The organism is Nocardiopsis sp. NRRL B-16309, assembly GCF_001279585.1.
In the GTDB taxonomy this organism is placed as follows: Bacteria; Actinomycetota; Actinomycetes; order Streptosporangiales; family Streptosporangiaceae; genus Nocardiopsis.
In genome coordinates this window covers 35446-61929 of sequence record NZ_LGEC01000114.1, presented here as the reverse complement: position 1 = coordinate 61929, position 26484 = coordinate 35446, and the positions used below count along the sequence as shown (strand labels likewise).

24 protein-coding genes and 1 pseudogene are annotated in these 26484 nt (G+C 71.3%); 18 read left to right on the top strand and 7 right to left on the bottom strand.

Annotated features, from left to right (window positions below):
• Positions 1-159 precede the first annotated feature (159 nt).
• From ADL05_RS24805 to ADL05_RS24795, 3 genes are all read right to left on the bottom strand, one after another.
• Positions 160-3534, bottom strand: a complete 3375-nt coding sequence (locus ADL05_RS24805; protein ID WP_053619424.1) for a pyruvate carboxylase — start codon at positions 3532-3534, stop codon at positions 160-162.
• 546 nt (positions 3535-4080) lie between these two features.
• Positions 4081-4476, bottom strand: coding sequence for a hypothetical protein (locus ADL05_RS24800; protein WP_156366022.1), 396 nt, complete (start codon positions 4474-4476; stop codon positions 4081-4083).
• A gap of 357 nt (positions 4477-4833) precedes the next feature.
• A complete protein-coding gene (locus ADL05_RS24795) occupies positions 4834-5400 on the bottom strand; it encodes a helix-turn-helix domain-containing protein (RefSeq protein ID WP_053619422.1) in 567 nt (188 codons plus the stop codon).
• Positions 5401-5466: 66 nt separating this feature from the next.
• On the opposite strand from ADL05_RS24795, the gene ADL05_RS24790 reads away from it, so the two are divergent.
• The 3 genes from ADL05_RS24790 to ADL05_RS24780 all read left to right on the top strand — a co-directional run bounded on the left by ADL05_RS24790 (position 5467) and on the right by ADL05_RS24780 (position 8565).
• The gene (locus ADL05_RS24790) at positions 5467-6240 is read left to right on the top strand and encodes an acyl-CoA thioesterase II (RefSeq protein WP_082376881.1); all 774 of its coding nucleotides are present in this window, start codon (positions 5467-5469) and stop codon (positions 6238-6240) included.
• A 67-nt stretch (positions 6241-6307) separates the two neighbouring features.
• Positions 6308-7477 (top strand): acetyl-CoA C-acyltransferase, encoded by a 1170-nt coding sequence (locus ADL05_RS24785; protein ID WP_053619420.1) that lies wholly within the window; start codon positions 6308-6310, stop codon positions 7475-7477.
• 236 nt (positions 7478-7713) lie between these two features.
• Entirely contained in the window at positions 7714-8565 is an 852-nt protein-coding gene (locus ADL05_RS24780) for a hypothetical protein (RefSeq protein ID WP_053619419.1), read from the top strand.
• Positions 8566-8659: 94 nt separating this feature from the next.
• On the opposite strand, the gene ADL05_RS24775 is transcribed toward ADL05_RS24780, so the two are convergent.
• Positions 8660-9346 carry a TetR/AcrR family transcriptional regulator gene (locus ADL05_RS24775; protein ID WP_053619418.1) on the bottom strand — a complete coding sequence of 229 codons (687 nt, stop codon included), beginning with the start codon at positions 9344-9346 and terminating at the stop codon, positions 8660-8662.
• A gap of 101 nt (positions 9347-9447) precedes the next feature.
• On the opposite strand from ADL05_RS24775, the gene ADL05_RS24770 reads away from it, so the two are divergent.
• From ADL05_RS24770 to ADL05_RS30065, 8 genes and pseudogenes are all read left to right on the top strand, one after another.
• Positions 9448-10413, top strand: coding sequence for an NAD(P)-dependent alcohol dehydrogenase (locus ADL05_RS24770; RefSeq protein ID WP_053619417.1), 966 nt, complete (start codon positions 9448-9450; stop codon positions 10411-10413).
• Positions 10414-10879: 466 nt separating this feature from the next.
• A complete protein-coding gene (locus ADL05_RS31985; protein WP_231640898.1) occupies positions 10880-11053 on the top strand; it encodes a hypothetical protein in 174 nt (57 codons plus the stop codon).
• 28 nt (positions 11054-11081) lie between these two features.
• Entirely contained in the window at positions 11082-12158 is a 1077-nt protein-coding gene (locus ADL05_RS24765; protein ID WP_053619416.1) for a hypothetical protein, read from the top strand.
• Positions 12159-12192: 34 nt separating this feature from the next.
• On the top strand, positions 12193-13041 hold the full coding sequence (locus ADL05_RS24760) for a helix-turn-helix transcriptional regulator (RefSeq protein WP_231640897.1): 849 nt from the start codon (positions 12193-12195) through the stop codon (positions 13039-13041).
• 104 nt (positions 13042-13145) lie between these two features.
• A pseudogene (locus ADL05_RS24755) lies at positions 13146-13692 on the top strand (ATP-binding protein).
• Entirely contained in the window at positions 13689-14141 is a 453-nt protein-coding gene (locus ADL05_RS30790; RefSeq protein WP_156366021.1) for a hypothetical protein, read from the top strand. The pseudogene ADL05_RS24755 and the gene ADL05_RS30790 overlap by 4 nt, the downstream one beginning before the upstream one ends.
• Before the next feature lie 165 nt (positions 14142-14306).
• Positions 14307-14960 (top strand): class I SAM-dependent methyltransferase, encoded by a 654-nt coding sequence (locus tag ADL05_RS24745; protein WP_053619414.1) that lies wholly within the window; start codon positions 14307-14309, stop codon positions 14958-14960.
• A 180-nt stretch (positions 14961-15140) separates the two neighbouring features.
• Positions 15141-15278 carry a hypothetical protein gene (locus ADL05_RS30065; RefSeq protein ID WP_231640896.1) on the top strand — a complete coding sequence of 46 codons (138 nt, stop codon included), beginning with the start codon at positions 15141-15143 and terminating at the stop codon, positions 15276-15278.
• Between the two features lie 122 nt (positions 15279-15400).
• Here ADL05_RS30065 and ADL05_RS24740 read toward each other — a convergent pair whose 3' ends face one another.
• Positions 15401-15847, bottom strand: a complete 447-nt coding sequence (locus tag ADL05_RS24740) for a hypothetical protein (RefSeq protein ID WP_053619413.1) — start codon at positions 15845-15847, stop codon at positions 15401-15403.
• 234 nt (positions 15848-16081) lie between these two features.
• Between ADL05_RS24740 and ADL05_RS24735 the strand changes: the two genes are divergently transcribed.
• From ADL05_RS24735 to ADL05_RS24710, 7 genes are all read left to right on the top strand, one after another.
• Positions 16082-17428, top strand: a complete 1347-nt coding sequence (locus ADL05_RS24735) for a hypothetical protein (RefSeq protein ID WP_156366020.1) — start codon at positions 16082-16084, stop codon at positions 17426-17428.
• Positions 17429-17725: 297 nt separating this feature from the next.
• Positions 17726-18319 carry a DUF3552 domain-containing protein gene (locus ADL05_RS24730; protein ID WP_053619411.1) on the top strand — a complete coding sequence of 198 codons (594 nt, stop codon included), beginning with the start codon at positions 17726-17728 and terminating at the stop codon, positions 18317-18319.
• Positions 18320-18561: 242 nt separating this feature from the next.
• Positions 18562-19242 carry a type II toxin-antitoxin system antitoxin SocA domain-containing protein gene (locus ADL05_RS24725; RefSeq protein ID WP_053619410.1) on the top strand — a complete coding sequence of 227 codons (681 nt, stop codon included), beginning with the start codon at positions 18562-18564 and terminating at the stop codon, positions 19240-19242.
• Positions 19239-19607, top strand: coding sequence for a type II toxin-antitoxin system PemK/MazF family toxin (locus tag ADL05_RS24720; protein WP_053619409.1), 369 nt, complete (start codon positions 19239-19241; stop codon positions 19605-19607). The genes ADL05_RS24725 and ADL05_RS24720 overlap by 4 nt, the downstream gene beginning before the upstream one ends.
• A gap of 368 nt (positions 19608-19975) precedes the next feature.
• Entirely contained in the window at positions 19976-20371 is a 396-nt protein-coding gene (locus tag ADL05_RS30060) for a DUF4259 domain-containing protein (protein WP_082376879.1), read from the top strand.
• 315 nt (positions 20372-20686) lie between these two features.
• Positions 20687-21106 (top strand): hypothetical protein, encoded by a 420-nt coding sequence (locus ADL05_RS24715; protein WP_231640895.1) that lies wholly within the window; start codon positions 20687-20689, stop codon positions 21104-21106.
• 3 nt (positions 21107-21109) lie between these two features.
• Complete coding sequence (locus ADL05_RS24710) at positions 21110-22072, top strand: hypothetical protein (RefSeq protein WP_053619408.1); 963 nt, start codon at positions 21110-21112, stop codon at positions 22070-22072.
• Positions 22073-22262: 190 nt separating this feature from the next.
• On the opposite strand, the gene ADL05_RS24705 is transcribed toward ADL05_RS24710, so the two are convergent.
• Entirely contained in the window at positions 22263-25514 is a 3252-nt protein-coding gene (locus ADL05_RS24705) for a CHAT domain-containing protein (protein ID WP_053619407.1), read from the bottom strand.
• Between the two features lie 337 nt (positions 25515-25851).
• Positions 25852-26448, bottom strand: coding sequence for a hypothetical protein (locus ADL05_RS24700; RefSeq protein WP_156366019.1), 597 nt, complete (start codon positions 26446-26448; stop codon positions 25852-25854).
• Positions 26449-26484 lie beyond the last annotated feature (36 nt).

Genomic DNA, 26484 nt, shown 5'->3' with positions numbered 1-26484 from the left:
GGGCCGGCCGCGCCCCGAAGGGGAGAGCCCGGGCCCGGTGGTCCAGGGCGGTGAGGAACGTGCCGGGCGGGACCGCGGCGCCGCGGACACGAACCGGCCGCGCACCGACCGGGCGGGTCGGTGCGCGGCCGGACCGGGACCAGGAGGCCTCCGGAACCGTCAGGACAGGCTGAGCAGCAGGTCCCCGCCCTCCACGCGCTGGACGTCCTCGACCGCGATCCTCTTGACCGTTCCGGCCTTGGGCGCGGTGATCGAGGCCTCCATCTTCATCGCCTCGATCGTGGCCACCGTGTCCCCGGCCGCCACCTCGTCGCCCTCGGCGACCGTCAGCGTCACCACCCCGGCGAAGGGCACCGCCACGTGCCCCGGGTTGGCCCGGTCGGCCTTCTCGGCCTCGCGCACCGCCGAGGACAGCGCGCGGTCCCGGATCTGCAGCGGGCGCAGCTGGTCGTTGAGCGTGGTCATCACCGTGCGCACGCCCCGGTCGTCGGCCTCGCTGACCGCCTCCAGACCGATCAGCAGCCGCACCCCCGGCTCCAGGTCGACCACGTGCTCCTCGCCCTCACGCAGCCCGTAGAAGAAGTCCGGGCTGGCGAGCACGCTCGTGTCGCTGTAGGCCGCGCGGTGCGACTCGAACTCCCTGGTCGGACCGGGGAAGAGCAGCCGGTTGAGGGTCACGCGCCGGTCCTTGGCCAGACCGACCCGGTCCTCCTCCGTCAGCTCCTCGGTCGGACGGGCCTCCGCGCGACCGCGCAGGGCCTTGGTGCGGAACGGCTCCGGCCAGGCGCCGGGCGGCACGCCCAGCTCGCCCCGCAGGAAGCCGATCACCGAGTCGGGGATGTCGAACCGGGCCGGGTCCGCCTCGAAGTCCTCGGGCGAGACCCCGGCTCCGACCAGGTGCAGGGCCAGGTCGCCCACCACCTTGGACGAGGGCGTGACCTTGACCAGGCGGCCCAGCATCCGGTCGGCCGCCGCGTACATCGCCTCGATGTCCTCGAACCGGTCGCCCAGCCCCAGCGCGATCGCCTGGGTGCGCAGGTTGGACAGCTGTCCGCCCGGGATCTCGTGCGTGTACACGCGCCCGGTGGGCGAGGCCAGACCGGCCTCGAAGGGCGCGTACACCCGGCGCACCGCCTCCCAGTACGGCTCCAGCGCGTTCACCGCGCCCAGGTCCAACCCGGTCGACCGCTCGGAGTGGTCGAAGGCCGCCACGATCGCCGACAGCGACGGCTGCGAGGTCGTGCCCGCCATCGACGCCACCGCCCCGTCCACGGCGTCGGCGCCCGCGTTCACCGCCGCCAGGTAGGTGGCCAGCTGCCCGCCCGGGGTGTCGTGGGTGTGGATGTGCACCGGCAGGTCGAACTCCCGGCGCAGCGCCGTGACCAGCCGCTCGGCCGCCGGAGCGCGCAGCAGACCGGCCATGTCCTTGACCGCCAGCACGTGGGCGCCCGCCTGCACGATGCGCTCGGCCAGCCCCAGGTAGTAGTCCAGCGTGTAGAGCTTCTCGGCCGGGTCGGACAGGTCCGACGTGTAGCACAGCGCCACCTCGGCGACCCCGGTGCCGGTCTCCCGGACGGCCTCGATCGCGGGCCGCATCTGCTCGACGTCGTTGAGCGCGTCGAAGATCCGGAAGATGTCCACCCCGGTGGCGGACGCCTCCTGCACGAACGCCGAGGTCACCTCCTCGGGGTAGGGGGTGTAGCCGACCGTGTTGCGCCCGCGCAGCAGCATCTGCAGGCAGATGTTGGGCACCGCCTCGCGCAGCGCGGCCAGCCGCTCCCAGGGGTCCTCGGCCAGGAACCGCAGCGCGACGTCGTAGGTCGCCCCGCCCCAGCACTCCAGCGACAGCAGGTCCGGCAGCGTGCGCGCCACCGTGGGCGCCACGGCGAGCAGGTCCTTGGTCCGCACCCGCGTGGCCAGCAGCGACTGGTGCGCGTCACGGAAGGTCGTGTCGGTGACCCCCAGCCGGTCGGAGGAGCGCAGCCACCGCGCGAACCCCGCCGGGCCCAGCTCCTCCAGCTTCTGCTTGGACCCCGCCCGCGGCGCGTCGTCCCCGGTCTCCGGCAGCTTCGCGACGGGGTCGATCAGGTGCGGGCGGTCCCCGTGCGGCTTGTTCACCGTCACGTCGGCCAGGTAGGTCAGCAGGCGCGTGCCGCGGTCCGCCGAGGGCCGGGCGGTCAGCAGCTGCGGGCGCTCCTCGATGAAGGAGGTGGTCACCCGCCCCTGCTGGAAGTCCGGGTCCTCCAGGACGGCCTGCAGGAACGGGATGTTCGTCGCGATACCGCGGATGCGGAACTCGGCCACGGCGCGCCGCGCCCGGCTCACCGCGGTCTCGAAGTCCCGCCCCCGGCAGCTGAGCTTGACCAGCAGCGAGTCGAAGTAGGCGCTGACCTCGGTTCCGGCCGAGGCCGTGCCGCCGTCCAGGCGGATGCCCGAACCGCCGGGGGAGCGGTAGGCGCTGATCGTGCCGGTGTCGGGCCGGAAGCCGTTGGCCGGGTCCTCGGTGGTGATCCGGCACTGCAGCGCGGCACCCCGCAGGGTGATGGAGTCCTGGCTCAGCCCCAGATCGTCCAGGGTCTCCCCGGCGGCGATGCGCAGCTGCGACTGGACCAGGTCGACATCGGTGACCTCCTCGGTCACCGTGTGCTCCACCTGGATGCGCGGGTTCATCTCGATGAAGACGTGGTTGCCGTCCCGGTCGACAAGGAACTCGACCGTGCCCGCGTTGCGGTAGCCGATCCGGCGCGCGAAGCGCACCGCGTCGGCGCACATGCGGTCGCGCAGCTCCGGGTCCAGGTTGGGCGCGGGCGCCAGCTCGACCACCTTCTGGTGGCGGCGCTGCACCGAGCAGTCCCGCTCGAAGAGGTGGATCACGTTGCCCTCGCCGTCGGCGAGGATCTGCACCTCGATGTGGCGGGGCTCGACGACGGCCTTCTCCAGGAACACCGTGGGGTCGTCGAAGGCCGCGCCGGCCTCGCGCATGGCGGCCTCGATGGACTCGCGCAGCGCCCCGGGGGTGTCGACCCGGCGCATGCCCCGGCCGCCACCGCCCGCGACGGCCTTGACGAACAGGGGGAAGCCGATCTCCTCGGACGCGGCCACCAGGGCGTCGACGTCGGTGGTCGGCGCGGAGGAGCCCAGCACCGGCACCCCGGCCTCACGGGCCGCGGCCACGGCGGTGGCCTTGTTCCCGGTCAGCTCCAGCACCTCGGCGGGCGGGCCGACGAACGTGATCCCGGCCTCGCGGCACGCCCGCGCCAGCTCGGGGTTCTCCGACAGGAAGCCGTAACCGGGGTAGACCGCGTCCGCCCCCGCCTCCAGCGCGGTGCGCACGATCTCGTCCACGGACAGGTAGGCGCGCACCGGGTGGCCCTGCTCGCCGATCTGGTAGGCCTCGTCGGCCTTGAGACGGTGGAGGGAGTTGCGGTCCTCGTGCGGGAAGACCGCGACGGTCCTGGCCCGCAACTCGTTGCCCGCGCGCAACGCGCGGATCGCGATCTCTCCGCGGTTGGCCACGAGTATCTTCTGGAACATGCTGGCTGCCTCCTGAGTCTGCTCCCCTGCCGGGGTAGGACCCCGCGGCGCCGTTGCCGGTGTCCGATTCCCCCGCGCACAAGGTCAGGGGGCACCATAACCATCCGGCCCCGCCCGAGTACGCACCGGGTCCGCCCACCGCACCCGCGCAGTGGAGTATGCCCCGGAGACGGGCCCGCCATCCCGACCGCCGCGGTCGACGACGCGGTCGCGCGGGCGGCGTCCGAGAACGTGAGGAAGATCGCCCCGAGCGATCTGGACGGAGGGGGCAGGGGGAGGCGTTCCTCCGGTTCGGCGTCCTGGGGGAGGAGTACACCGCCGCGGGTGCCGGCGACGGAACCGCGGGCGGAACCGGACCTGGGTCGGCACGGCGGTGTGCACGGTGGTGCGCACGGCGGTGTGCACGCGTGGGCAGCACCACACCGAACCGCGCACCGGCACGGCCTGATCACCGGGCCTACCGGCGGGCGTACCGGCACGCGGGCGCGCCGCACGGCCCCGACCGTCGTCGACGGTCCGCCCTCCGTGCGGCGCGCCCCTACGCGGTCAGCAGTGGAGGGTCACTTCGCTGCTGGACTTGCTAGAGGTCCACAGGCCGTTGTCGCCCACGATGCGCAGCCGGTGCTCATGGGTTCCGGCGCACCCGGCCGAGAGGGTGCGCGCGCTGCTGCCGACCCAGCGGACGTGCGAGTCACGAGCCCATCCCCACCAGCGCGAGCTCTCCAGGTAGACGTTGAAGGTCCAGTTCGTGGGGCACCCGGAACTGCCCGCGCGGGCGGCCACGGTCTTGGAGCCGCTCTTGTACGGGTTGTTGGCGTAGAAGGTGCACGCGGCGGCCTCGGCCGCGGTCGCCTCCTGCGCGTGTGCCGGCGGAGCCGTCAGGACGGTGGCGAGCGCCACGCTTCCCAGGGCGAGGGCGGCGGCGCGCGTCAATTTCGACACGGTGATTCCTTTATTCGGAGGTGCTGTTCCACAGGGGTCCGTGCCCTTACCGGGTGGTGGAAAACGCGAATGCTCCGAGGCGGAGAAGTCCGCAGAGAAGGTCGATCGAAATTTCGGCCTTGCCCGGATATATCCGGGCTGGAATCGGTCGGATCGGCAGTCGAGTGACGCTTCTGGGCATCGGATAAGCGTCCTGAAATCGCCTTTTCCGTTGTCCATATCGTGCGCCGTGGGCCATGCGGCGAACGTTCGCCGGGTCGCCCCGGTGGCGGGCGCGGCGATTCGGCCGCGCGGGGGTCGGCGACCCGCGCCCGCCCGAGCGTGACGGCCGCCGGCGCGCGGACCCCGGCCGCCGCTTCATCCCCTCGTGCCGTCGGGGGCCCCTCCGGTGCCGTCGGCCGCTTCCTTCGCGGCCCTCCTCGCCCGCGACGCGCGCGCGGCCCGGCGGGCGTGCTCGGTGGGGCGGATGCGCAGGTCGTCACGCGTGCGCTCGGTGCCGTCCTGGGCGACGAAGCCCACCCGGACGGGCTGTTCGGAGGCGTCGTCGACCACGGCCAGGGGGGCGCCCTCCGGCTGCAGGTGCTTTGATCCCCACTGCAACAGCGCCAGCATCACGGGTGTGAGGTCGCGGCCCTTGTCGGTGGGGACGTACTCGTACCTCGTGCGGCTCCCGGGCTCCTTGTAGGGCACCCGGGTCAGCAGCCCGGCCTCGGTGAGCTGTCTGAGGCGGGCCGAGGCGACCGCCTCGGTGACGCCGACACGCTCGACGAAGAGCTCGAACCGGCGGGTCCCGTACAGCAGGGCCTCGCGCAGGATCAGCATCGACGATCGGGGGCCGATGGCGTCCAGCGCCATCGCCAGGCCGCACTCGTCCGGATGCCAGGAGCGCAGATCGGCGAGGGAGCGGTCGAGCTTGATGTCCATGCCCCGAAGCCTAACCGCGCCCGTCTGACTTGACACATCCATAGTCAGCCTCCTAGCTTCCTGACTATGGAAAAACATAGTCAGACCCTCCGTGAAGGAACGTGGCCCACCGCGTTCGCGGAGGGCTGGGCCGGTTTCGGCGGCACACACGGCGGCCTGGTGGCCGCAGGCCTGCAACAGGCGGTCACCGACCTCCTCGGCGGCACGCCCGGGTCGCTCTCCGCCCACTTCCTCGAAGCCGTGCCGCCCGGACCGGCCGGGATCAGCGTCCGTGAGCTGCGCGCCGGACGGTCCGCGTCCGCCCTCGCAGCCATCGAGGGAAGGGCGACCGCGCTGGCCCGCTACTCCCGCGGCCCCGGCTCGCCCTCAACGGTCCGTTCCGGAGACGGGGCGACCCCGGAGGCGCACCCCGACCCCGCCTCCCTGGACCGCTTCATGCTGCCGGGCGAACTGGTGCCCTTCGGCGACCACGTGGACATCCGACCGCTCGGCCCCTCCCGCCCGCTCGCCGCCGGAACCGACCCCGCCTATGAGGCCTGGATCCGGCTCGCGCCGCAGGCCCCCGGCATCGACCACCTGGACACACCCGCCAGGCGCCTGGTCCTCATCGACGCGATGCCTCCCGGCCTCTTCGCCATCTGGAACCGGCCCGTCCCCGTACCGACCCTGGAACTGACGGTGCACTTCGCGCCCTGCCGTGACGACTCCCCGTGGCACCTGGTCCGCCACCGCACGGTCTGGGCGTCCGCCGACCTGTGCGTGGACGAGACCACGCTGCACACCCGGCGCGGTGAACTGGCCGCCCAGGGCCGCCAACTCCGCCGCGTCCTGCCCGCCTGAGCCCCGACACCGCCACGGCGACCACTCACCGGAAGCCGTGGGACCCCGACCAGAGAAGGACGAGCACATGCCCGAAGCAGTCATCGTCGACGCCGTACGCACGCCCATCGGCAAGGGCAAGCCGAGCGGCGCCCTGCACGACGTCAACGCCGTCGATCTGCTGGCCCACAGCCTCGAAGCCCTCGTCGAACGCACCGGCCTGGACCCGGCGCTGGTGGACGACGTCATCGGCGGCGTCGTCACCCAGCACGGCGAACAGGCGGCGAACATGACCCGCCGCGCCCTGCTCGCCGCCGGATACCCCGAGTCCGTCCCCGCCACCACCGTCGACCGCCAGTGCGGCAGCAGCCAGCAGGCCGTCCACTTCGCCGCCCAGGGGGTGATCGCGGGCGCCTACGACATCGTCGTCGCCGCGGGCGTGGAGTCGATGGGCCGCGTGCCGATGGGCACGAACCTGACCGGCTCGGCCGACCCGCTCGGCTCGGGATTCGCCAAGCGCTACCCGGAGGGGCTGGTGGGCCAGGGAGTCGCCGCCGAGCTGATCGCCGCGCGCTGGGGCCTCTCCCGGCGGCGGATGGACGAGTTCGCCCTCACCAGCCACGCGCGGGCCGCCGACGCCACCCGGCGCGGCGCCTTCGAGGGCCAGCTCGCCCCGATCGGCGGCCTGACCGCCGACGAGGGCATCCGCGAAGGCGGCACACCAGACTCCCTCGCCGCACTGCGTCCCGCCTACCACGACGAGGACACCGCCGCCCGCTTCCCGCAGATCACCTGGGACGTCACCGCGGGCAACGCCAGCCCGCTCAGCGACGGCAGCGCCGCCGTCCTCATCATGAGCGCGCAGCGCGCCGCCGAACTCGGACTGCGCCCGCTCGCCCGGCTGCACAGCTTCGCCGTCGCCGCCGACGACCCGCTGTACATGCTCACCGCGGTCATCCCCTCCACCCGCAGGGTCCTGGACCGGGCCGGACTGTCCATGGACGACATCGACCTGTTCGAGATCAACGAGGCCTTCGCCTCCGTCGTGCTGGCCTGGGCCGCCGAGACCGGCGCCGACCTGGACCGCGTCAACGTCAACGGAGGCGCGATCGCCCTCGGCCACCCGCTCGGCGCCAGCGGGGCCCGGTTGATGACCACCCTCGTCCACGGCCTCCACGAGCACGGCGGCCGCTACGGCCTCCAGGCCATGTGCGAGGCCGGCGGGCTGTCCAACGCCACCGTCGTCGAACGGCTCTGAGCGGGGCGGGGCCACGCGGGCGGGGGGAGCGGCACCGCTCCAGGACGACACGGCTGGTCGGCGGATCGCCTTTTTCCGGTGGCGGAAAAAGGCACGAATACGAACCATCGGTGAAACGACGCGTCGTCTCCGTCCATCGTTGACAGGGGCGCGGCAAGGACGAATATTTCGTTCTGGGGGCGCACGACAATGCCGACTCCGAAAAAGTCCCCCTTCCCCCCGCAAGGAGCAGACACATGCGCTCGTCCCACTCCCTTCGCCGGGCCTCGGCCATTCTCCTGGGCCTGGTCGTCGCCGCTTTCGCCCTCCCCGCCACGGTGTCCGCGGACACCATCGAGGCCACGGGCGGCAGCGGCCCCTATGACGCCGAGTACACGACCACGTGGCGCCTGCGCGACCACACGATCTACCGTCCGGTCGAACTGCCGGAGAACGAACGGCTGCCGATCGTGGCCTGGGGCAACGGCGCCTGCCGTGCCGACGGCACGTGGTTCGAGAACATCCTGACCGAGTTCGCCTCCCACGGTTACCTGGTCATCGCCAACGGCCGTCCCGGCGGCACCGGCCAGACCGACGCCGAGATGCTCACCGAGGCCGTCGACTGGGCGGTACGGGAGGACTCCCGCCTGTTCAGCCCCTACCGGGGCAGGCTCGACACCGACAACATCGCGGTGATGGGGCAGTCCTGCGGTGGTCTGGAGACCTACGAGGTGGCCGACGACCCCCGCGTCGACACCACGGTGATCTGGAACAGCGGCATGTTCAGCGACGCCGACCCGAACCGGCTCGACCACCTGCACGCCCCGATCGCCTACTTCACCGGCGGCCCGAGCGACATCGCCTACGAGAACGCGCTGAACGACTGGGACGACCTGCCCAGCGGCCTGCCCGCCTTCATGGGCCACCTCGACGTCGGCCACTTCGGGACCTTCGCCGAGCCCGACGGCGGCGAGTACGGCCGGGTGGGTACCGCCTGGCTGGACTGGCGGCTCAAGGGCGACACCCAGGCCCGCGAGCAGTTCGTCGGCGACGACTGCGGACTGTGCGCCGACCCGGACTGGGACACCGACCAGAAGAACCTCTCCTGACCCAGGGGCAACGAGTCCCCCGGAGCACCGTGGCGCGCTCCGGGGGACCGGTGCGTACCGCGCACAGCGCCCCCGTGGCGGGCGCCGTTGCGGGTCAGTGCCGGGAGGATCGGGAGGGCCGCCCCTGGGGGCCGTCGGCCGTGATCGGCAGACTGCGCAGTGACAGAGCGGCCGGGGCGGGCAGCGGTTCGTTGGCCGCGTCGGCACGGAACGACTGGAGCAGGTAGGCCACCAGACGGCGCGACGCCGCGCCGTCGCCCGGTAGGGCGGTCGCCAGACCGCAGTGGGCCAACAGGACCACGGCGATGTCGGAAGGGTGGAAGTCGGTCCGTAGCGCGCCCGACTCCTGGGCCCTGCGCACCAGGGTCGCGAAGTCCCGTTCGGCGCGGTCGCGGGCCCGCGTGTACTCCGCGGTCCTGTCCGGGAAGGCCGCGACGAACGCGGCCGGAAACCCTCGTTCCTCCAGTTGCAGCGCGCAGACCGTCTCGACCAGGTGTCGGAACCCCTGCCACGGGTCGGGGGCGGCCAGCGCGTCGGTGAGCGCCCGCGTACAGGTCCGCATCTGCTGCGCGTACGCGCCCCGGACCAGAGCGTCCCGAGTCGGAAAGTGGCGGTACAGCGTCGCCACCCCGACCCCCGCCCGGCGGGCCACGGTCGCCATCGGGGCGTCGATCCCGCGCTCGGCGAAGACCGCGCGGGCGGCGACGAGGACGCGCTCCCGGTTGCGCCGGGCGTCCGCACGTGTCCCGCCCCGGGCCGTGATCCGAGAGGATTCCACCATCACTGTCTCTCGCTTCCGGTCGAATCGGACGATTGCGTCCACTTGGCAGCCTACGTTCGCTCTCGGATCCCTGTACGGCTGACGGCTGCGAAGGCGTGACGATGGACGACCGCATGATGAAGGCAGTGCTCTTCGACCGCTATGGCGGCCCCGACGTGCTCTACGTGGGCCGGGCGCCTCGCCCCGAGCCGGCCCGTGGGGAGGTGCTGGTGCGGGTGCGCGCGTTCAGCGTCAACGGCGGCGAACTGGCGGCCCGCTCCGGCCGTCTCCGACTCCTGACCGGCCGGAGGTTCCCCCAGCGCACCGGGTTGGACTTCACCGGCGAGGTCGCCGCGCTGGGCGCCGGAGTCACGCGGATGACGGTCGGCGACCGCGTGTGGGGGGTCCTGGGACGTACCTCCGGGTTCGGCAGCGCGGCCGAGTACGTGGCCGTGCCCGCCGAGCGGATCGGCCGGGTCCCCGAAGGGCTGGACCTGGTGGAGGCCGCCGCGCTCCCGGTGGCCACCACGGCCGTCACCGCGCTGCGGGACAAGGCCGGGCTGCGCCGGGGCGAACGGCTCCTCGTCAGGGGCGCGGCGGGCGGCGTCGGCAACGCGGCCGTACAACTCGGACGTGCCTACGGCGCCGAGGTGACGGCCATCGCCCGCGCCGCCAACCTCGACTTCGTCCGGGGGCTCGGGGCCCACCGGGCCGTCGACCGCCGGAGCGCCCGGCCCTCGGACCTGGGTCGCTTCGACGTGGTCCTGGACACCGCGGGCACGGACCTGCGGGCGTTCCGGCGCCTCCTGAACCCCGGCGGGCGCATGGTCACCATCGCGTTCGACCTGGACCGGCCCGTGTCCTCGCTCGGCTCCATCGCGGCCAGCGGGGTCCACGGTCGCGGCCGGGTGCGCTTCTTCAGCGGCGACCCCACGCAGGGGCACTTCGACGACCTCGCCCGCCATGTGGTCGAGGGGAAGCTGAGCCCGGCGGTGGACCGGGTCTTCCCCCTGGAGGAGACGGCGGCGGCACACCGGGCTCTGGAAGCGGGCGGTGTGCGGGGCAAGTACGTGGTCAGCGTCGCCTAGGACCCGCGAGGGTGCTGTTCGGAGCCCTCGCCGGCCGCCGCGATCCGCCGCGCGGACGCGATTGACCGCGCTGGACACACCGGGCTCCTCACCCAGGAGGACGACGAATCCTGTGCTGAACTGATGCGGGGTGAGAAAGGGATCCTCTGGAGCCTTCACGCGGTCACTCTTCCCCATCGCGGGTGAGACGCGCGGATCGTGCACCTGCGCCCAGTGGAGCCTCCGGCGTGTGAAGGACGCGAACCCCGGACGGGCCAGGACAGGGTTCGGGGAGGACGTCTCCTTCCTACGGTCCGTTGCGGCCCCCCGATTGGTTCCGGTCCCAGTATGTCCGCGTCCTCGGTGACCATCCGTCGGGCTCCCGGCACCGACGGCACTGTTTATGTTGTCGACCGCGCATCCGGCGTTCCTCCCCTCTCGGGCGCCGGAGTGGGGTCACGAGTGCGGTGAGGAACGAGGACTACAGGTGAAGAATGCGTCGCGGGTCGCCGGTCGGGTCCGTCCGGAGACGTTGAGCTGGGTGGGGCTGGGGCTGGTCGGCGGCGGAATCCTGCTCGTGGCCGTCGACCTGGTGCGGCTCCGCCTTCTCAACAACGGCGTTCTCCTGGACGGCGGAGAACCAGCAGGCCTACAGCCCTGACTCAGGCGGGGTCTCCCTGTGGACGGCAATGCTGATGATCACCCTCGGCACGGTGCTGACGGCGGCCGCGGCGCGGCGGCCGAGACTCCGACCCCTGGCCGGTTCCCTGCTGCCCCTGGCCGCAGGCCTGGTCCTGGTGCTGCTGTTCGAGTTCGGGCTGCGCGCCGCGACGCTGCACCAGCCGACGGAGCACACGGTTGCCGATGCCTTCCCGGACACACCCGCCCCTGTGCCGAGCGAGATCGGCGAGGTCGGCTGGGAGTGGGAGGCACCGCACGGCGTGTCCCTGCGGAGCGTGGAACCCGGCCCGCTCGGTCCGCTCCTGGTGCTCGAGGACGGTGTCGTCGCCCTGGACGGCTCCTCCGGAGAGGTGTTGTGGAGCTACCGGCACCCCTACAACGGTCGGGCGCGGGTGGTGGTCTCGGACGGCGGAACACGGGCGACCGTCACCCGACGGCCTGCCGCGGACCGATCGCACAGTGACCACGTCACCGAGATCGACACCGAGACCGGGGAGGTCATTCGCGAGGTCATCGCGCCGCCGCTGGATGAGGAGGACGAGGACATCCGCATCGACTTCCTCGGCGGCACGTCCGAGGTGGGCCTGTACTTCTGGCAGGAGGTCGATGAGGGGCCGAGGATCCACGTGCACGCGGTGGACTCCAACGAAGAGCTGTGGTCTCCCACAGTCCCGGAGCCGCGCGGCCGCACCTGCTCGAACATCGGCGGCTGGCGGAACGGAGAGGACCTCCTGCTGTACGAGGACCAGGTCCTCATCACGTACGTGTGCGCGGACCTCGACCGGCTGGTCGGGGAGACCACGCTCGGCGGTCGAGCGGCGCGGAGTCGACGCCGTGCTGGCCGCGGAGCGGGCGCTCGGCCGCGCCCCTCGCCGCTGGAGGCGTGCGTCGAGTTCGGCGGCCTTGCGGGTCAGGCTTTCGGCGGACTCCCTCGCCCGCTCGCCGTTCGACTCCTTGCGGCGCGCGAGAGCGGCGCTCGTGACCAGGCGCTCCGACTCGGACCGCAGCCGTTCGGCGACCAGGTGCCGGGTACGGGTCAGTTCGGCCTCGCGCCGAGGTCGCACCTCGGCCACGTACTCGGGTAGCCGGTGAGCGGTCATCCAGCTGGTCGCCCTGTCCTTGGCCCGGGCCGTCCACGTCCAGTTCCTCGCCGCGGTGACGGCCGCCGTGTCAGGGGCGGGAACGCAGTCTCGGCGGGAACTCGGGCTCTCGCTCGACTACCTCGGGGACCGGTGCCTCACCGATGTCGGGATGCTCCAGCAGGTCGAGGCGGGCGAGTGCGATCCCGGGCGGCGGGTGGCTCAGGACCTGGACCGGGCACTGAACTGCGGAGGCGGACTGTGGGACGCCTGGGCCGACGCCCACTTGGCGGATCTGCTGCGTGGACGGCCGACCATCACCGATCTTCTCCCTGAGGTGTTCCAGGTCCGGGCCTATGCCCCGCTCATCATCCCCGATCCCTACCTCACCGACGACTACGCCGCCGCTCTCGGCGGCGTCGAGAGCCCCATGGCCTCACCGCACCTGGACTCCGACCGCCCGCACATCGCACGGCTCTCCGCCGCCTCGTTCGGTTCGCCGTTCCACTGCTTGGTCATCGACGAGTCCGCACTCACCCGATCCCTGGCAGGGCCGGACGTGACCCGCGCCCAAGTCCTGCGCCTGCACAAGCTGTCCCAGTCCCAGCGGATCACCGTCCACGTGATCCCGGCTGACACCGGCCCCCGCCCCGGCCTGCGTGGCGCGTTCTGGACTCTGTGCTTTTCGCCCGCCCACACCCTCGTCTACACGCCTCAGCCGTGCGGACCCGGAGCGCTCATCTCCGAGGCCGCCCACGTCAAGGCGTACACCGACCTCTTCGCCACGCTCCAGGGCGTAGCGCTTCCAGCGGAGGAGTCCGCGCACCGGCTCGTCTCGATCGCCGCCCGCGTGCCCACCCCCGAGCGTCGCGCGCTCACCACCGGCTGACGCACTCAGCTCACAGACCACACGAAAAAGCTCTGGCGGGTGGGTCTAAGCACCCCCAGAGCACGGACGACATCAACCCATCGTTTAAGAAAGCGAATGCCGACATGGCCATTGTGCCGCACCCCCGTGCTCCGATCCACACTCCGACGCCCCCGTTCGCCGGCCGCCGCTGGCCCGCCCGCGTCTACCCCGGGGACCTCGCCCAGACCACCTGGTTCTGCGCAGACCTGCGTGCCGACCTCGCCCGCCTGTCCGGGCTGGACTCGGACCTGGCGGAGACCGTCGTGCTCTGCGCGAGCGAGATGTTCGCGAACGCCAGCGACCACTCGCGCTCCGGGGAGCGGGACGGCCGGGTGATCCGCACGCTCTCGATGCCTACCGCCAACACTCTCTACGTGTCGATCGTGGACGACGGCGCCAAGTCGGGCCCTCCTACCCACCCCGAAGATCCCGCACCAACGCAGCGCCCAGGAATGGGAGGAGGCCGAACGCGGCCGGGGCCTGCTCATCATTGACCACCTCGCCGCCCGCTGGGGCACCCGTGCAGTGGTGGACTTTCCCTTCTGCGACGGCCTGGGCACGGTCATCTGGGCCGAGTTCGCCCTCACGGCCGCGGCCACGTCCACGGCCGGCGCCGAGGCCGCACGGTGAGCGCCCCCAACCACCCGACGACGGCCGAGATCCGCCGCGTCCTGGACGCACCCCGGGGCAGCCGCTTCTCCCACACGCCTTCACCCGCACAGACCCGCGAACAGCGGCTGCTCGGTCAGATGGCCGGTAACCCCAGGGTCGCCCACCGCCAGGCCCACGGCGTCCTCCCCGCTTGGATGGAGGTCGCCGAACGGCGCCGGATCGACCGGGACCGCGCACGCGGCACGAGTCAGCACCAGGAGATCCCGCGAGTGCCGCGCCCGCGCCCGGTCCCTGACGACGGCCCGCCGCCACCGAAACCGGAGCGCCCGCCTCTGCCCCGGCGGCCGCGTCCCCGCCCCCACCGCCATCGCAAACCCCGGTGCCGTATCGGCCGGCGTCTGGCGGCTTACGCCGTCGCCGCCGTGGCCGGAGCCCTCGCCCACCACCTGGCTACGACCCTGCTGTAGCACCCGCCCACGAACCACGCAGGTGGCCGCGCCGACCGGGGTCCGGCGCGGCCGTCACGATGCTCCAGTCTCAGCCGTGTGCGTCTCCCGCGTGCGCGGGGCCTCCGCTCGCGCGGCATACTCGACGGTGGATGCGCACGATCGCCGCGAGCTCCGGGAGGTGCTGTGGGAGAGGAAGAGCCGGACAGCCGCTGGGCCGAACTGACCGGTGGGCGCAGCGGGGCGCGCTACGCCGCCAGGTTCGCCGAGCTGGCCGCGTCTGGAGCCGACGTTCACGGGGAGGCCCGCTTCTGCGCGGCGTTGCTCGAACCCGGCACGCGCGTACTTGACGCGGGCTGCGGTACCGGGCGTGTCGCGATCCGGCTCGCTCAGGAGGGCTACGACTGCGTCGGCGTGGACCTTGACACCTCCATGCTCGCCGAGGCACGCCGGGCCGCCCCGGACATGAGGTGGCTGGAGGCCGATCTCGCCGAGATCGACTCCCTGGGACTGGAACCGGACTTCGACATGATCGTGGCGGCGGGCAACGTCATTCCGTTGCTCGCGGAGGGGACCGAGGCGGCGGTGATCGCCTGCCTGTCCGCGTTGTTGAAGCCCGGGGGTCTGTTCGTCACGGGCTTCGGCGTCGATGCCGCTCACCTGCCGCTGACCTCGGCGCCGGTCACCCTGGAGGACTACGACCGCTGGTGTGTGCAAAGCGGATTGGAGCCGGTGCGGCGGTGCGCCACCTGGGATGGTGATCCCTACAGGGGCGGCGGCTACGCGGTGAACGTGCATGCGCGTGCCTCCGCGTCCCTGCGGCCGGGCGATCGCGCCTGATCGAGGATGCGCGCGTTCGATGCAAGCGGGTTCGGCCCCGGTGTGGGCTGATCCCAGGTACGCGATGATGCGCTGATTGCGGACACCGACGTACTCGGCGACCTGCACGGCCGTGGCCCCGGAGGCCGTTCCTACTCGCCTGATGAACGCCACGCCCCTGAGCTACCGGCCGATCAGTGCGTGAAAATCGACCTGCTCGCGAGCATCATCGAGGTGCGCTGGTTCGCGCCGGAGGAACGAGACGGACTGCCGATGCACCACACCCAGCGACTGCGCGTGGAACACGCGTTGCGTGCGGGCGCACCCTACGCGGGATGACGCGCCCTCCCGCCGATCATCGGGCCCCAGTTCGCCGTCACCGACGAGGAGCAGTGGACACGGATGACCTCGTGCACGTCGGTCGGGAGCAGACAGTCCTTGGGCGGATCACGAGAATGCTGTCACCGGCCGACTCCGGTATCCGTTCCCGCGGTCGACGGGGCGGGATGTGCGCGCACGGCATTCTGGGCGGCCAGTCCGAATTCGACATCGACGCAGGCCGTCAGCTCGCACCGTCCTTGCCTGACCTTGGGCGCGTCTCCGAAGAGGCTGTCCAGCTCTTCGGCCACACCCGGCAGCGCTTGCCCGTCCCAGTGGACGCGCAGACGGGTCAAGACGAGTTCCGGCGCCTCGTAGGCGAGTTCGAGCGAGACGTCGTCGACACCACCGACCTCAAGAACGACATCATCCGAAACCGTGGAACGCATCCCCTCCAGGGGTAGCACCAGAAGCGGACCTCCCTCGCGCACGATGCGCATCTCCAGGTCCTTGCCGGAGCCGATGACGGACAGCTTCTTCAGGGGCAGGCCTTCGACGGGCAATGCCAGAGACCAGACTTCGGGTTCCATCGAACCTCCACACCGCGCTGGCCGGACCACGGCCGACCAAGGACGAACAATCTCACCTTGTGTATACGCGGCGGGACTGACAGTCGGCATTGTGCGGGTTCAGGCCAGTGGAAGCTCTCCCTGGCCTCCCGTTCGGGGTGCTTTGCGATAGCCGGGTTTGACGGGCAGCACCCTGGCTCCGGTGAGGTCTCGGGTTGTGATGAGGGGACCGCTCAGGACACGGTCGAGGAGTTCGTGCTGACGCGGCTCCAGGTCGACAAGCCGGGTCAGGACGGTGACCAGGTGCAGGAGGTCGTCGGTGAACCGTGGTGTTCAGCGCTCGGGGCGGATGTCGTCGAGCGGCGATCCGCGCCGCTTGCCCACCGGCGTCCTCTCGCGGGAGGCGAACCACTTGCGCACCACGCGCATGCCGCCGACGTCGCGGGGGATCGTAAGTCCAACTCGCCAGATAAGGCGGCTCGGGAGGTCACGTCCGGTGCCCATACCGAAGGGTGGACTTCCTGGGTTCGAATAAGCGACGGCAAGACCCTTGACACGCTGCGTCAGGAGCTCCTCGACCGGATGGCGCGCCAGACGAAGAAGAGCGACACCGGTGATGGCCACCTCAGTCTCTCGCTGGAGCGGCACAAGAAGTTGAAGCGGGCCCGCAGACGTGCGGACGAGCACGTTCCGGAGAGCTTCCAGCTTCGGGAACTCATCGGCCTGTGGGGCGCCAAACGCAGGAGTCAGGAGCTCATGCAGTTGGTCGAGGTCGACCTGGCCAATCACGGTCTGACAGCGCGGCCCGGTCTGATGCAGGCACAGCCGGCGGACTCGATCAAGCTCGTGCACAGTGTGGAGGGGCACGAGCGCCTGAGCCCGACCGTGGGGGCCTTGCCGAGCGCCGGAGCGGGGATCGAAGGGGTCAAGGAGAACGCCGACCTCCAGGCGGCTTTCACCCTCATGCTGCTCAAGGACTATTCCCAGGTCCCGGTTTTCAGCAGGAGCAAGAATCCGGTTCTGTGCGGAGCCATCACCTGGAAGAGTATGGCTCGAGCTATGAACTCGGACCCGAACTGCTCGCTGACGCAGGCGATCGAGCCCTGTGACCCGGTGGAGTCACACCGAGAACTGCTGGAAGTGATCCCGGAGATCCAGGACAAGGGCTTCGTATTCGTCAACGGGAACGACGGGCAGGTCAGCGGCATCGTGACCACGACCGATGTGGCCCAGCGCTACAGCGAGGCCGCCATCCCCTTCCTGCTCATCGGGGTCATCGACACTCTGCTCCGGCGTACCGTCGCGGAGAACATCCCGATGAGTCTGATCAACACGCTGTGTTCGCCGGAGGGCGAGAGACCGAAAGACCTGGTGTCGGCCAACAACATGACCATGGGGCACTACAAGAGTGTGTTGGAGAACCCCGAGGGGTGGAATCGGTTGGGCTGGCCTGTCGACCGGGCGGCCTTCATCAAGCAGCTCGGCGTCATCGTCAAGATCCGTAATGACATCATGCACTTCAACCCCGATCCCTTGCCACCGGACTGTGTGGTCCAGTTGAAGAGCATGATCTCTCTCCTGCGTGACCACAGCAGGGTCTGAGACCCAGAGGCAGCGAGTCCCCCGGAGCACCGTGGCGCGCTCCGGGGGCCGGTGCGTACAGCACGCGCGTCGGATACGGGCGGTCTTCGGCCGGATCGGCCGATGGCGGCCATCAACGGTTCCTGACCTGTTCCTTCGCCGCACCGGGATCTACTGTTGAAGGACCTCACCCATGTTGCGGCATGGGCGGTTCGTCCAGCGGGAGAGAGGTGAGCGGTCATTTCGGACACACCTGAGGACCCTCGGAAGGACGGTCGGTCCCAGGAAAGGCCCCGCGTCGAACGCCGGTGGGCGCTCGTGTCGGCGGCCGCCACCCTCATGGCCGGGTTCGTTCTCGGTTTCTACGCCCGGAACCCGGAGAACAGTTCCGCCTATATCGAACTCGCCGAGGAACACGACACCCTCGGGATCGAGATGAGCGAAGCCAGGGAACGGGAGACCTCCTACGAGGAAACCGTCAGCGAACTACGCGCCGAGGTCGAGCAGCTCGAAACCCCGTTCCGGGAACTGGACGAGCGGGAAGAAGGGCTGGACGAGCGCGACGGCGAACTCAGTGAGCTCTCGACGGAGCTCGACACCCAGAGTGAGGAGCTCGACGAGCGCGAGGAGGGGCTCGACACCCGCGAGGGGGAGTTGGACGAGGCCGAGGCCCAGGCGGAGCTGGAGACGATCCCCGGAGACGGAACTTTCCTGGTCAACGAGGAGGTCCTGCCGGGTACCTACCGCTCCGAGGACGTCGGGTCCTGCTACTGGGCACGTCTGTCGAACGCCGAGGGCACGCTGGACTCGATCATCGCCAACGACTTCGGCAGTGGACAGCAGGTCGTGACGATCGCCGCCTCCGACTACGCCTTCGAGACGAGCAGCTGCGGAAGCTGGAACAAGGTCTGAGGCCCCCTACCGGCCGACTCGGTGCCGGGTGCGCCCCACCCCCTGTTGTGGCTCTCCTATCCATTCTTCGTGGAATCCTGCCACGACCACGCCACCATCTGATCGGTCGTACCCCGTCAGGGCATGGGAATTTACTGTGTTCTCCCACCGCGCCCGGGGTGTGCCTGCCATGATGAAGAGGTCTTCCGCATGGCACCCGCAGCGTTCAGCAGACCACCCCCTAAGCTGGAAAGTGACTCGGTATGACGATCTCTTCGTGTGAGGCGGAGGTGATGCACGGCATGATCTTCAGCCAGCCAGAAGACCCGCTGCTGCGCTCCGTGCTCTCTCTGCTCCGGGTCGCGCGGGACCAGGGGTACACCCTCGACCGGACCAAGATCGCCAAGCTCCTCTATCTCGCCGACCTTTCCGCGGTCGAGAACGGAGGCGTCGCTTTCAGTGGCGCGACCTGGAGGTGGGAGAACCACGGGCCCTTCGACCCGGCCCAGTACCGGGTCGAGGACGCTCTGGTCGCCTCCGGGATCATCGAGCGCACACAGGACCCGCAGAGCCCCTGCGGAGAAGTGCGGCTCCGGCTGGTCGAGGATGTCGACGCACCTCTCGAACCCGCGTCGCTGACCGTGCTCGGCGGAGTCGTCGCCGAACACGGTGACAGGTCCGCCGCCCAGCTGAGAGATCTGGTCTACGAAACCGCCCCCATGGTGCAGGCCCGGTCCGAGGGAGAACGCGGGGTGCTCCTGGACCTGAACCGCGCCAGGCGCCGCAAGCAGTACGCCGCCCTCAAGGAGCGCTACAAGGCGCGGTTGGCCGACAGAGCCCCCGCTGAATCCGACCCGGGCGTGGGGGACGACCTTCTCGCGGAGATGGCCGAGTCCGCCGAGGCCCGTCGCCGAGCGACCGCGAAGGCGCTGGGTGAGGAGTGAAGCCCCCGATCAAACGCGGCGGGATCTACTGGGTTCCCGACCGCCTTCTCACCCTGCCCCCTGACTACGACCGGGACCCGCACCCGCGGCGCGCCGTCGTTGTGATCAGCGGCGACGCCGAGCACGAGAACCCCGACTGGCCGATCGTCCTGGTGGCCCCGTGTTCGAGCCAGTCCTCCCGCAGGACCCGGTACTGCGTGAAACTCAGCCAAGGTGTCGGCAATGTGCAGAAGAAGTGCTGGATTCGTGTGGCGGCTGTGCAACCCATCGCAAAGTACGACATCGGGGACTACGTTGGCCGACTTCCCGCTCATCTGCTGGAAGACGTCTACGTCAACCTCGCCGAGTACACCGGTCAGGTCTGAGCCGGCCTCGCGACGAGAGACCGTTGCCGTGCGCGCCCGTCATCGTGCGGAAGGGAAGGGGGCCACACACGGGAGCCATGGCTCGACGCCAAAGACGTGACGTTCTACGGCCCAGTACGCGTCGACGCCCATGGGGCCTCGCTTTGGTGGAGTGCTCGTTCAGCTCCCGGTGCGGTTCACATGTGTACCAACCGTGTGCTGCTGGATCGACACATCAAGCTGGGTATGCCCTTATTGGCGTCAACCCTCGCTGGTTTGGAGTGGAGAAATGCGTATGCCCCGATGGTGCCTTCATTCCCGTGGAGGGAGGTGACAAGCACGTCCTGGATGCGCATGGCAATGATCGATGATGTCTCTTGAGAGCTGACATGGGTACCTGGGGAGCCGGGGTTTTCGAGAATGATACGGCTGAGGACCTCTTGGAGGCATTGGCACCGATGGACTCTGGAGGTAGGGAACGGCTTCTGGTGAGTGTGCTCGCACCCGCCGGATCCGTGGATCCTGCAGAAGCCCTGGCCGGTGTCGCGCTGGTCGCGGTCGGAATCTCGGGAAATCCCGTTTTCTCCGGAGCGGAGGATCACCCCGGAATGGAGAACTGGTTCCGTAGGGACTCGCTGGTCGGCATCTGCGGCATCGCGCTACGCGTTCTGCAAGTGATGGAGAACGAGTCTCACCAGTACTGGAATGGTTGGATTGACGAAGACGACAAGGCAGAGGCTCTCGTTGATGTTGCGAGGATGAAGAGCATGCTCTCCGGTGGCTGACTGCGTTGTCCCTTTCGATCGACCGGTCGAACGATCCACCGCGATGTGCGTCACCTTTCTGGGTGGGTCGGATCGCCGATGGCGTCGGACGTGGCGGCCTTCGGGCGTGCCGAGGGGCACGGCCCGCATCGTGGCCGTGGGTGACCCACTGTGGTCGCGTGCACGCGGCGGAGGACCACTGCTCCGGTGCCTTCGGCCGCCTTGCCCCCTGGTTCACGAAATCGCCGTAGGGGAGGGGTTCGCGCCGATACTCTGATGGCGCGCACGTCCCCTCATCCTTCGCCCGCCGACTCCCCGTGAGCGGAAAGGAACCGTGTGAACCAGGCTCCGCAGACAGCACCGGACGAGGTCCGGACCATGCTGGCCATCGTCTGTGAAAGCGCCCATGACATCCGCGACCGGTTGAGCCACCGTCCCTCGGGCCCCGTGCTGGTCGACCGGGTCCTGGACGCGGCACGCGCGGGCCGGGATCCGGCCCCGGACCTGCGGCTCCTGCACACCGCCCTGACGATATCGGGCATCGAGCACGGCCTGTACTCCTTCAGCGCCGAGCCGGTCCTGCCCCCGGAGCTACGGGGGCTGAGCGCGGCCGGTATCGGCCGCGCCCGGCCGGCCGCGGCCGACCACCGCTGCCCCCGGAACCGGTGCGCCCGGACCTGGAGGCCGACCCCTGCCGAGGTAGCGCCCACCTGCCACGTCGACGGTGCGCGGCTGGCACCCGGCGCCGGAGCCTAGGCGGTGGACGGGCTGCTGACGGCGCTGGGCACGAAGCTCACCGAGAAGTGGCTGACCCTGCTCGCCCTGCCCGGGGCCCTGTACGTGGCGGCGGCCGTGGGCGCGCGCACGCTGGGGCAGGTCCACCCGTGGGACCTGGGACACCTCGTCGACCAGATCACCGCCTGGGCCGAGGACCCGCGCATCGACACCGTGGCCGGACAGGTGGTGGTGTTCGTCGCTGTGGTGGCCGCCAGTGCCCTGGTCGGGCTCGCGGCCCAGGGGGTGTCGGCCGCTCTCGAGCGGGTGTGGTTCGCCGCGGACTGGGCGTCCTGGCCCTGGTTCCTGCCCCGCGTGGTGGCGCCTGTCGTCGGGTGGCGCCGGGAAAGGTGGGCCGGGCGCTACGCGGCCGTGGAGCAGGCCCGATCCCCCGATCACGCGTTCCGGTCGGCTGAGGGGTACACCTTCGAGGTCGCCTATGACCGGATGGCGAGGACGAGTGTGGAGGAGCCGCAGCGTCCGACCTGGTGCGGGGACCGGTTGCACGCCGTGGCCCAGCGGTTGGACCGCGATCACGACCTGGATCTGGCGGTGGTGTGGCCGCATCTGTGGCTGGTGCTGCCCGACCCGGTGCGTGCGGAGATCACCGAGGCCCGGCAGGGCCTGGGGCGCGCCGTCGCCCTGGTGGCGTGGGGGGTGCTGTATCTGGGGCTGGTGGTGTGGTGGCTCCCCGCGGTGCTGGTGTTCGCGGTCCTGTGCGCGCTGGGGTGGTGGCGGACGCGGTCGGCGACCGAGGCGTACGCGACCCTGGTGGAGGCGTCGGTGCGGTTGCACGCGGGCGATCTGGCCGAGCGGGTCGGTGTGGACTACGGCGGGCTGCTCACGACACAGGTCGGGCAGGACCTGTCGAACCGGTTGCGCGCCGGTTTCCCCCGGGGTCCGAGCACCGGAGGTACGGACGCCCCCGCGTCCGGAGCCGACGAGTAGGGATCGTCCGGCGCCTCATTTGCGCGGCTCCGGATGTGGCCACGGCTTCCACAGCGCACGTGATCGGCCCGGGGCAGCCGCGCCGTGCGGCCGGACACCGCCTCCCCGTCCGGCGCGACGAGCCGACCGCGACCACACCCCACCACCGGTCACCGCGCGCCCACCCTCCATATCGCGGACGGCCCCATGCTCAGGCACCGATGTGCAGATAGGCCGCCCAGAGCAGGGGCGCGGCCGTCCGGTCCCACCCGGCCAGTTCCGGCGGTAGGCCCGCGCCGTCGCGGACCGCTCGGACGGCGCCGTGCAGCGCCTGCGGCACACGGGTCAGATCGGGCTCGCCGCCGTCCGCGCACAGACGGCGGTAGAACTCGTCGGCGACGACCACCGCGACCTCGTCGTCGATGGGCCACAGCGTGCCCACCACATGGGGGAACCCCGCCAGTTGGAAGGCCGTGCAGACGTGGATGGACTCGTCCCACAGGTCGGGGACCTGCACGGCGGCCGTCTCACACGCCGAGAGGTAGGCGAGGCGGGCCCGGTCGAGGCTGACCGTCGCCAGCCGGGCGACCGTCAGCGGGGAGGAGGCGTCGTCGGCGAGCACCAGCCGGCTGAGCGAGGGATCGCTGGTGTGGCTCGCGCCGTGGCAGGCGAAGTGCGCCACCGCGCAGTCGGGCAGGACGTCCAGGACCGCCTCGCTGCCGGCGGCGGTGCCGTCCATCCCCAGTGCGACCGCGTCGGGCAGATGGCCGACGACCCTGGCCGCTTCCTCCTCCACATGCTTGAGCAGGGGAGCGTCGGCCTGGCCCGGCACCCCGGGCATCGCGACGACCAGTGCGTGCCCCCTCTCCCCGCGCGCCGCGGCCCTCTCGCGGTCGCGTGCGTGGCGCAGGGACCGAACGCTGGGCGTGGTGGAGGAGACCGCGCGGTCCATGACGGTGCGCGGGGGTCCTTCGGGGCGGGAGGTGTGGTGGCCGGCGGCGTGGACCGGCAGTTGCCCGAACAGTCCGCCGGTCACCCACCAGATCCGCGGCGGATCCTGCTCCGTGCCGGTGAGATCGAGGGCGTCCAGGATGGGGCCCGCGGCCACGTCCCACAGCCAGGCCAGGGTCTCCGAGAGCGTCTCCTGCGGTGCGCCACCACCGGCCGTCTCCTGGTTCAGCCCGGCCGCCGAACGCGTCCGCCGCAGAGCCTGGACCCGGTCCGTCAGGTCGCGGTGGGTCACGTCGGGCAGGGGCAGGTGCCGGATCTCGGACCCGGTGAGCAGGAGGGCGTCGCACCGCTCGGGACTGGCGTTCAGGACCACGATCGGTCCCCTGTCGGCCGCGGCCAGCAGCTCGTCCGGCCCGGGAGGCAGGCCGAAGCCGGTCAGGCCGGTCTCGTGGCGGATGCGCTCGACGAGCGTGTCGAGTTCACGGGTGAGCTCCCGCCGGTCCAGGCCCGCCCCCGGCGACCACGCGCGTGCGGTCGGCCCCTCGCCGGACGAGCCGGGACCGCCCGCCACCGCCGCGAGCGCGGGTTCGGCGGCGAGGGTGCGGGTGGAGGGGACGACGCCCGCGAACGCGGAACCGTCCAGGAGGTCGCGCAGTCTGACGAAGCGCTCGGCCAGGTCCGCGTGGTCGTGCCAGAGGTCGGTGAGCTCGCCGCGTACGTCGAGTGCCTGGCCGATGAGGACCCCGCGACCGGTCTCCAGGGCTCCCAGCGCGCGGACCGCCCGGTCGGCGGAGGTGCCGCCCGGGGCGCTCAGCGCCGCCGCGGCGGCCCGGGCCGCCAGCCCGGGGAAGCGTTCGAGCGTGTTCTGCTGATCGCCGCGGCGGAGGCTGCGCGGCGCCGCCCGCACCAGCAGGCGCACGGCGGCGTCCAGGACCTCGCTCGCCCGGGTGGGATCGTTCGTGGTCTCCGCGACGGCGAGGGCGGCGCTGATCCGCAGGGTCGGGGGCGCCGACTCCGGCTTCCACGCCCGCTCGAAGGCCACGCGTGCCGCCTCGCGGTCGGCGGGCCGGCTCGTGAGCCGCCACCGGTCGTCCAGGGCGCCGCCCAGCGCGAGCAGGACGCGGGCTCCTTCCGGCGTCGCGTCGAAGCCCTCGGACGAGGCGGCCTCGAACGTCTCCACGGCCTCGTCCAGGTCGTCCGGGTCGCCCCGGTGCGCGAAGCGGTCGTGCAGGGCCTCGGCCAGGAGCGCGCGGTGCGCGGGCACCATGGAGTGGCCGTGCGGTACCAGCGTGAGCGCACGGCGCATGGCCAGGACTGCCTGGTCCAGGCCACCCCCGTCGCCACCGCGGTACCGAGCCAGATGGGCGCGTGCCAGCCCGTTGAGGAAGACGGGCAGGTCCAGGTGGTCCCCCGGAGTGGCCAGGACCGCGGCACCGGTCGCCCGCACCGCCTGTTCCAGGTCCTCCCGGTTCCCCGTGCCGAAGAACCGCGAGACCAGCGCCGCGCCGAGCGCGTGGGAGGCCGTGCCCCAGTGCGGATCGTCCTCGGCGAGCGCGGCGGCAGCGGCGCGCAGGGCGGTGACGGCGTCGTTCGCGTCCTCGGTGTCGCCAGTGCAGAGGTAGCGGGCGTGCAGGGTGCCGCCGAGCGAGTACAGGGCCAGGGCCCGCTCGGCTCCCTCGTCGGGGCAGGCGCGCAGGGCGCGTCGGCCGAACCGGACCGCGTCGTCCAGGGCGGACTCGTCACCGGTGTGCTCGAAGCGCGTGCGCAGTGCCACACACAGGTTGATCTGGGCCCTGATGCGGACGGGGTCGCCCTCCGGGGCGGTCTCGGCGGCCTGTTCGAGGCGGACGACGCTCTGAGCCAGGTCGTCGTGATCGCCGGTGCGCCAGAACCGGACGATGCGGAGCAGGCCCAGGTTCGCGAGGAACCCGGCCAGGTCCGCGGGTGGTTCGGGCCTGCGCTCGGCCGTGTGTACGGCGGCGGCCGTGGCCGCGACGGCGCGGTCCAGGAGCGCGGGGTCGGTGGTGCGGCCGGCCTTCAGACTCAGGGCCTTGCCGAGGTTGCTCAGGGCGGCGGCCCGATCGACGTCGTGCGGCGGCGTGGCGGTGGCGATGCGTTCCCACTGCTCGACCGCGGAGTCCACGATCGGGACGTCGTGGAGCGCGGCCGCCATGTCCAGTGCGATCACCGCGCTGGGGAAGGCCCGCTCGGCGAGCAGGGGCAGGAGGTCGCCGGGCAGCGGCTCGAGGCCGAGGACGAAGTGCTGCCCCAGGAGTCTCACGGCGGCCGCCCGCTCGACCTCGCGCTCCTCCCCGGACAGTGCCTCCGCGCGGGCCCAGCGCGCCCACCCGAGGACGAAGGCGGTCTCCAGGTCGCCGGGTGCGGCCTCGTGCTGTTCCATCAGCCGTCCGACCTCGGCGACCGCCGCCGGCTCCCACAGCTCGGCCGGGTCGGCGCCCGACACCTGACGGCTCACGCGCTCGAACACGGTCCCCAGCAGTCTCTCGCGCATCCTGTGCCCTCCTGCGGGACCGTGTCGTCGGCGTCAGGATGCCAGCCGGTTCGGTGGCGGCGGAGGGGCTTGTCCGGCGAAGGCCGGAAGTGGCCACCCGGGTTTGACTGGACGAGGGTCTGCCGGACGGAGAGCGGGAGGTCGTCCCGGCCCCCTGTCCTGCGGAACGTCTCGTGGTGACGTCGACCGCCCCGAGAGCCCCTGCTCGTCGGCACGTCGTCCTGGTAGCCGATCCGGTACCCGCGAACGCGTGCCTCATCGGAGTGTCGGAGGCCGCAAGGTGTAGGTGGTGTCGCTGGCGTGCGCGGGTCCGCGGCCGGGACCGCCGCGGGCACGCTCAGACGTGGCAGTCGACCAGCTCGTCCGGTACCGGGAGGGTGAACTCGACGGAGACCGTCTCGGTCCCCGCCAGGGCGTCGTTCAGGACGGCGCTCCCGGTGGCCTGGCTCCCGGAGACCTCCAGCGCCACCTCCTGACCGGAACCCGTCGCCCCCTGGTTGGAACCGAACACCCCCTCGGGGCCCGACCAGGAAATGCTGTCCATCGGCGCCCCGCCGATCGTCTGCACGTAGGCGTCGACCTGGATCGTCTCGCCGTCGACGGAACCACGGCCCTGCAGTTCCACTTCCCGTTCCACGCCGGCCTGTTCCAGCGGAACGCAGTTGCGGACCTCGGTGATCTCGTACTCCACACCGTCCACGGAGACCGTGCCCAGGACGGTGCCGGCGTCGCCGCCGTCGGACTCCTCCTGCGCGCCCTCCTCAGCGGCGGCCTCCTCAGCGGCGGCCTCCTCAGCGGCGGCCTCGTCCGTGACGGACGCGTCGTCCTGGGGAGTGGTGTCCTCGTCGCCGGTGCCCAGGGCCGAGCAGGCGCTCGCGGCCGGAACCAGGGCGAGGGCCAGCAGCAGGGCAGGGTCCAGGCGTCGGTGGTGCATGGTGTGCTCCGAAACGTGTCGAGTGGTCAGGGAGGG

What these genes read in the sequence shown, in the direction of transcription:
- ADL05_RS24805 (WP_053619424.1), bottom strand. Translation starts at nt 3,534, where the DNA reads ATGTTCCAGAAGATACTCGTGGCCAACCGCGGAGAGATCGCGATCCGC.
- ADL05_RS24795 (WP_053619422.1), bottom strand. Translation starts at nt 5,400, where the DNA reads ATGGACATCAAGCTCGACCGCTCCCTCGCCGATCTGCGCTCCTGGCAT.
- ADL05_RS24790 (WP_082376881.1), top strand. Translation starts at nt 5,467, where the DNA reads ATGGAAAAACATAGTCAGACCCTCCGTGAAGGAACGTGGCCCACCGCG.
- ADL05_RS24785 (WP_053619420.1), top strand. Translation starts at nt 6,308, where the DNA reads ATGCCCGAAGCAGTCATCGTCGACGCCGTACGCACGCCCATCGGCAAG.
- ADL05_RS24780 (WP_053619419.1), top strand. Translation starts at nt 7,714, where the DNA reads ATGCGCTCGTCCCACTCCCTTCGCCGGGCCTCGGCCATTCTCCTGGGC.
- ADL05_RS24775 (WP_053619418.1), bottom strand. Translation starts at nt 9,346, where the DNA reads ATGGTGGAATCCTCTCGGATCACGGCCCGGGGCGGGACACGTGCGGAC.
- ADL05_RS24770 (WP_053619417.1), top strand. Translation starts at nt 9,448, where the DNA reads ATGGACGACCGCATGATGAAGGCAGTGCTCTTCGACCGCTATGGCGGC.
- ADL05_RS24765 (WP_053619416.1), top strand. Translation starts at nt 11,082, where the DNA reads ATGCTGATGATCACCCTCGGCACGGTGCTGACGGCGGCCGCGGCGCGG.
- ADL05_RS24740 (WP_053619413.1), bottom strand. Translation starts at nt 15,847, where the DNA reads ATGGAACCCGAAGTCTGGTCTCTGGCATTGCCCGTCGAAGGCCTGCCC.
- ADL05_RS24725 (WP_053619410.1), top strand. Translation starts at nt 18,562, where the DNA reads ATGACGATCTCTTCGTGTGAGGCGGAGGTGATGCACGGCATGATCTTC.
- ADL05_RS30060 (WP_082376879.1), top strand. Translation starts at nt 19,976, where the DNA reads ATGGGTACCTGGGGAGCCGGGGTTTTCGAGAATGATACGGCTGAGGAC.
- ADL05_RS24705 (WP_053619407.1), bottom strand. Translation starts at nt 25,514, where the DNA reads ATGCGCGAGAGACTGCTGGGGACCGTGTTCGAGCGCGTGAGCCGTCAG.
- ADL05_RS24700 (WP_156366019.1), bottom strand. Translation starts at nt 26,448, where the DNA reads ATGCACCACCGACGCCTGGACCCTGCCCTGCTGCTGGCCCTCGCCCTG.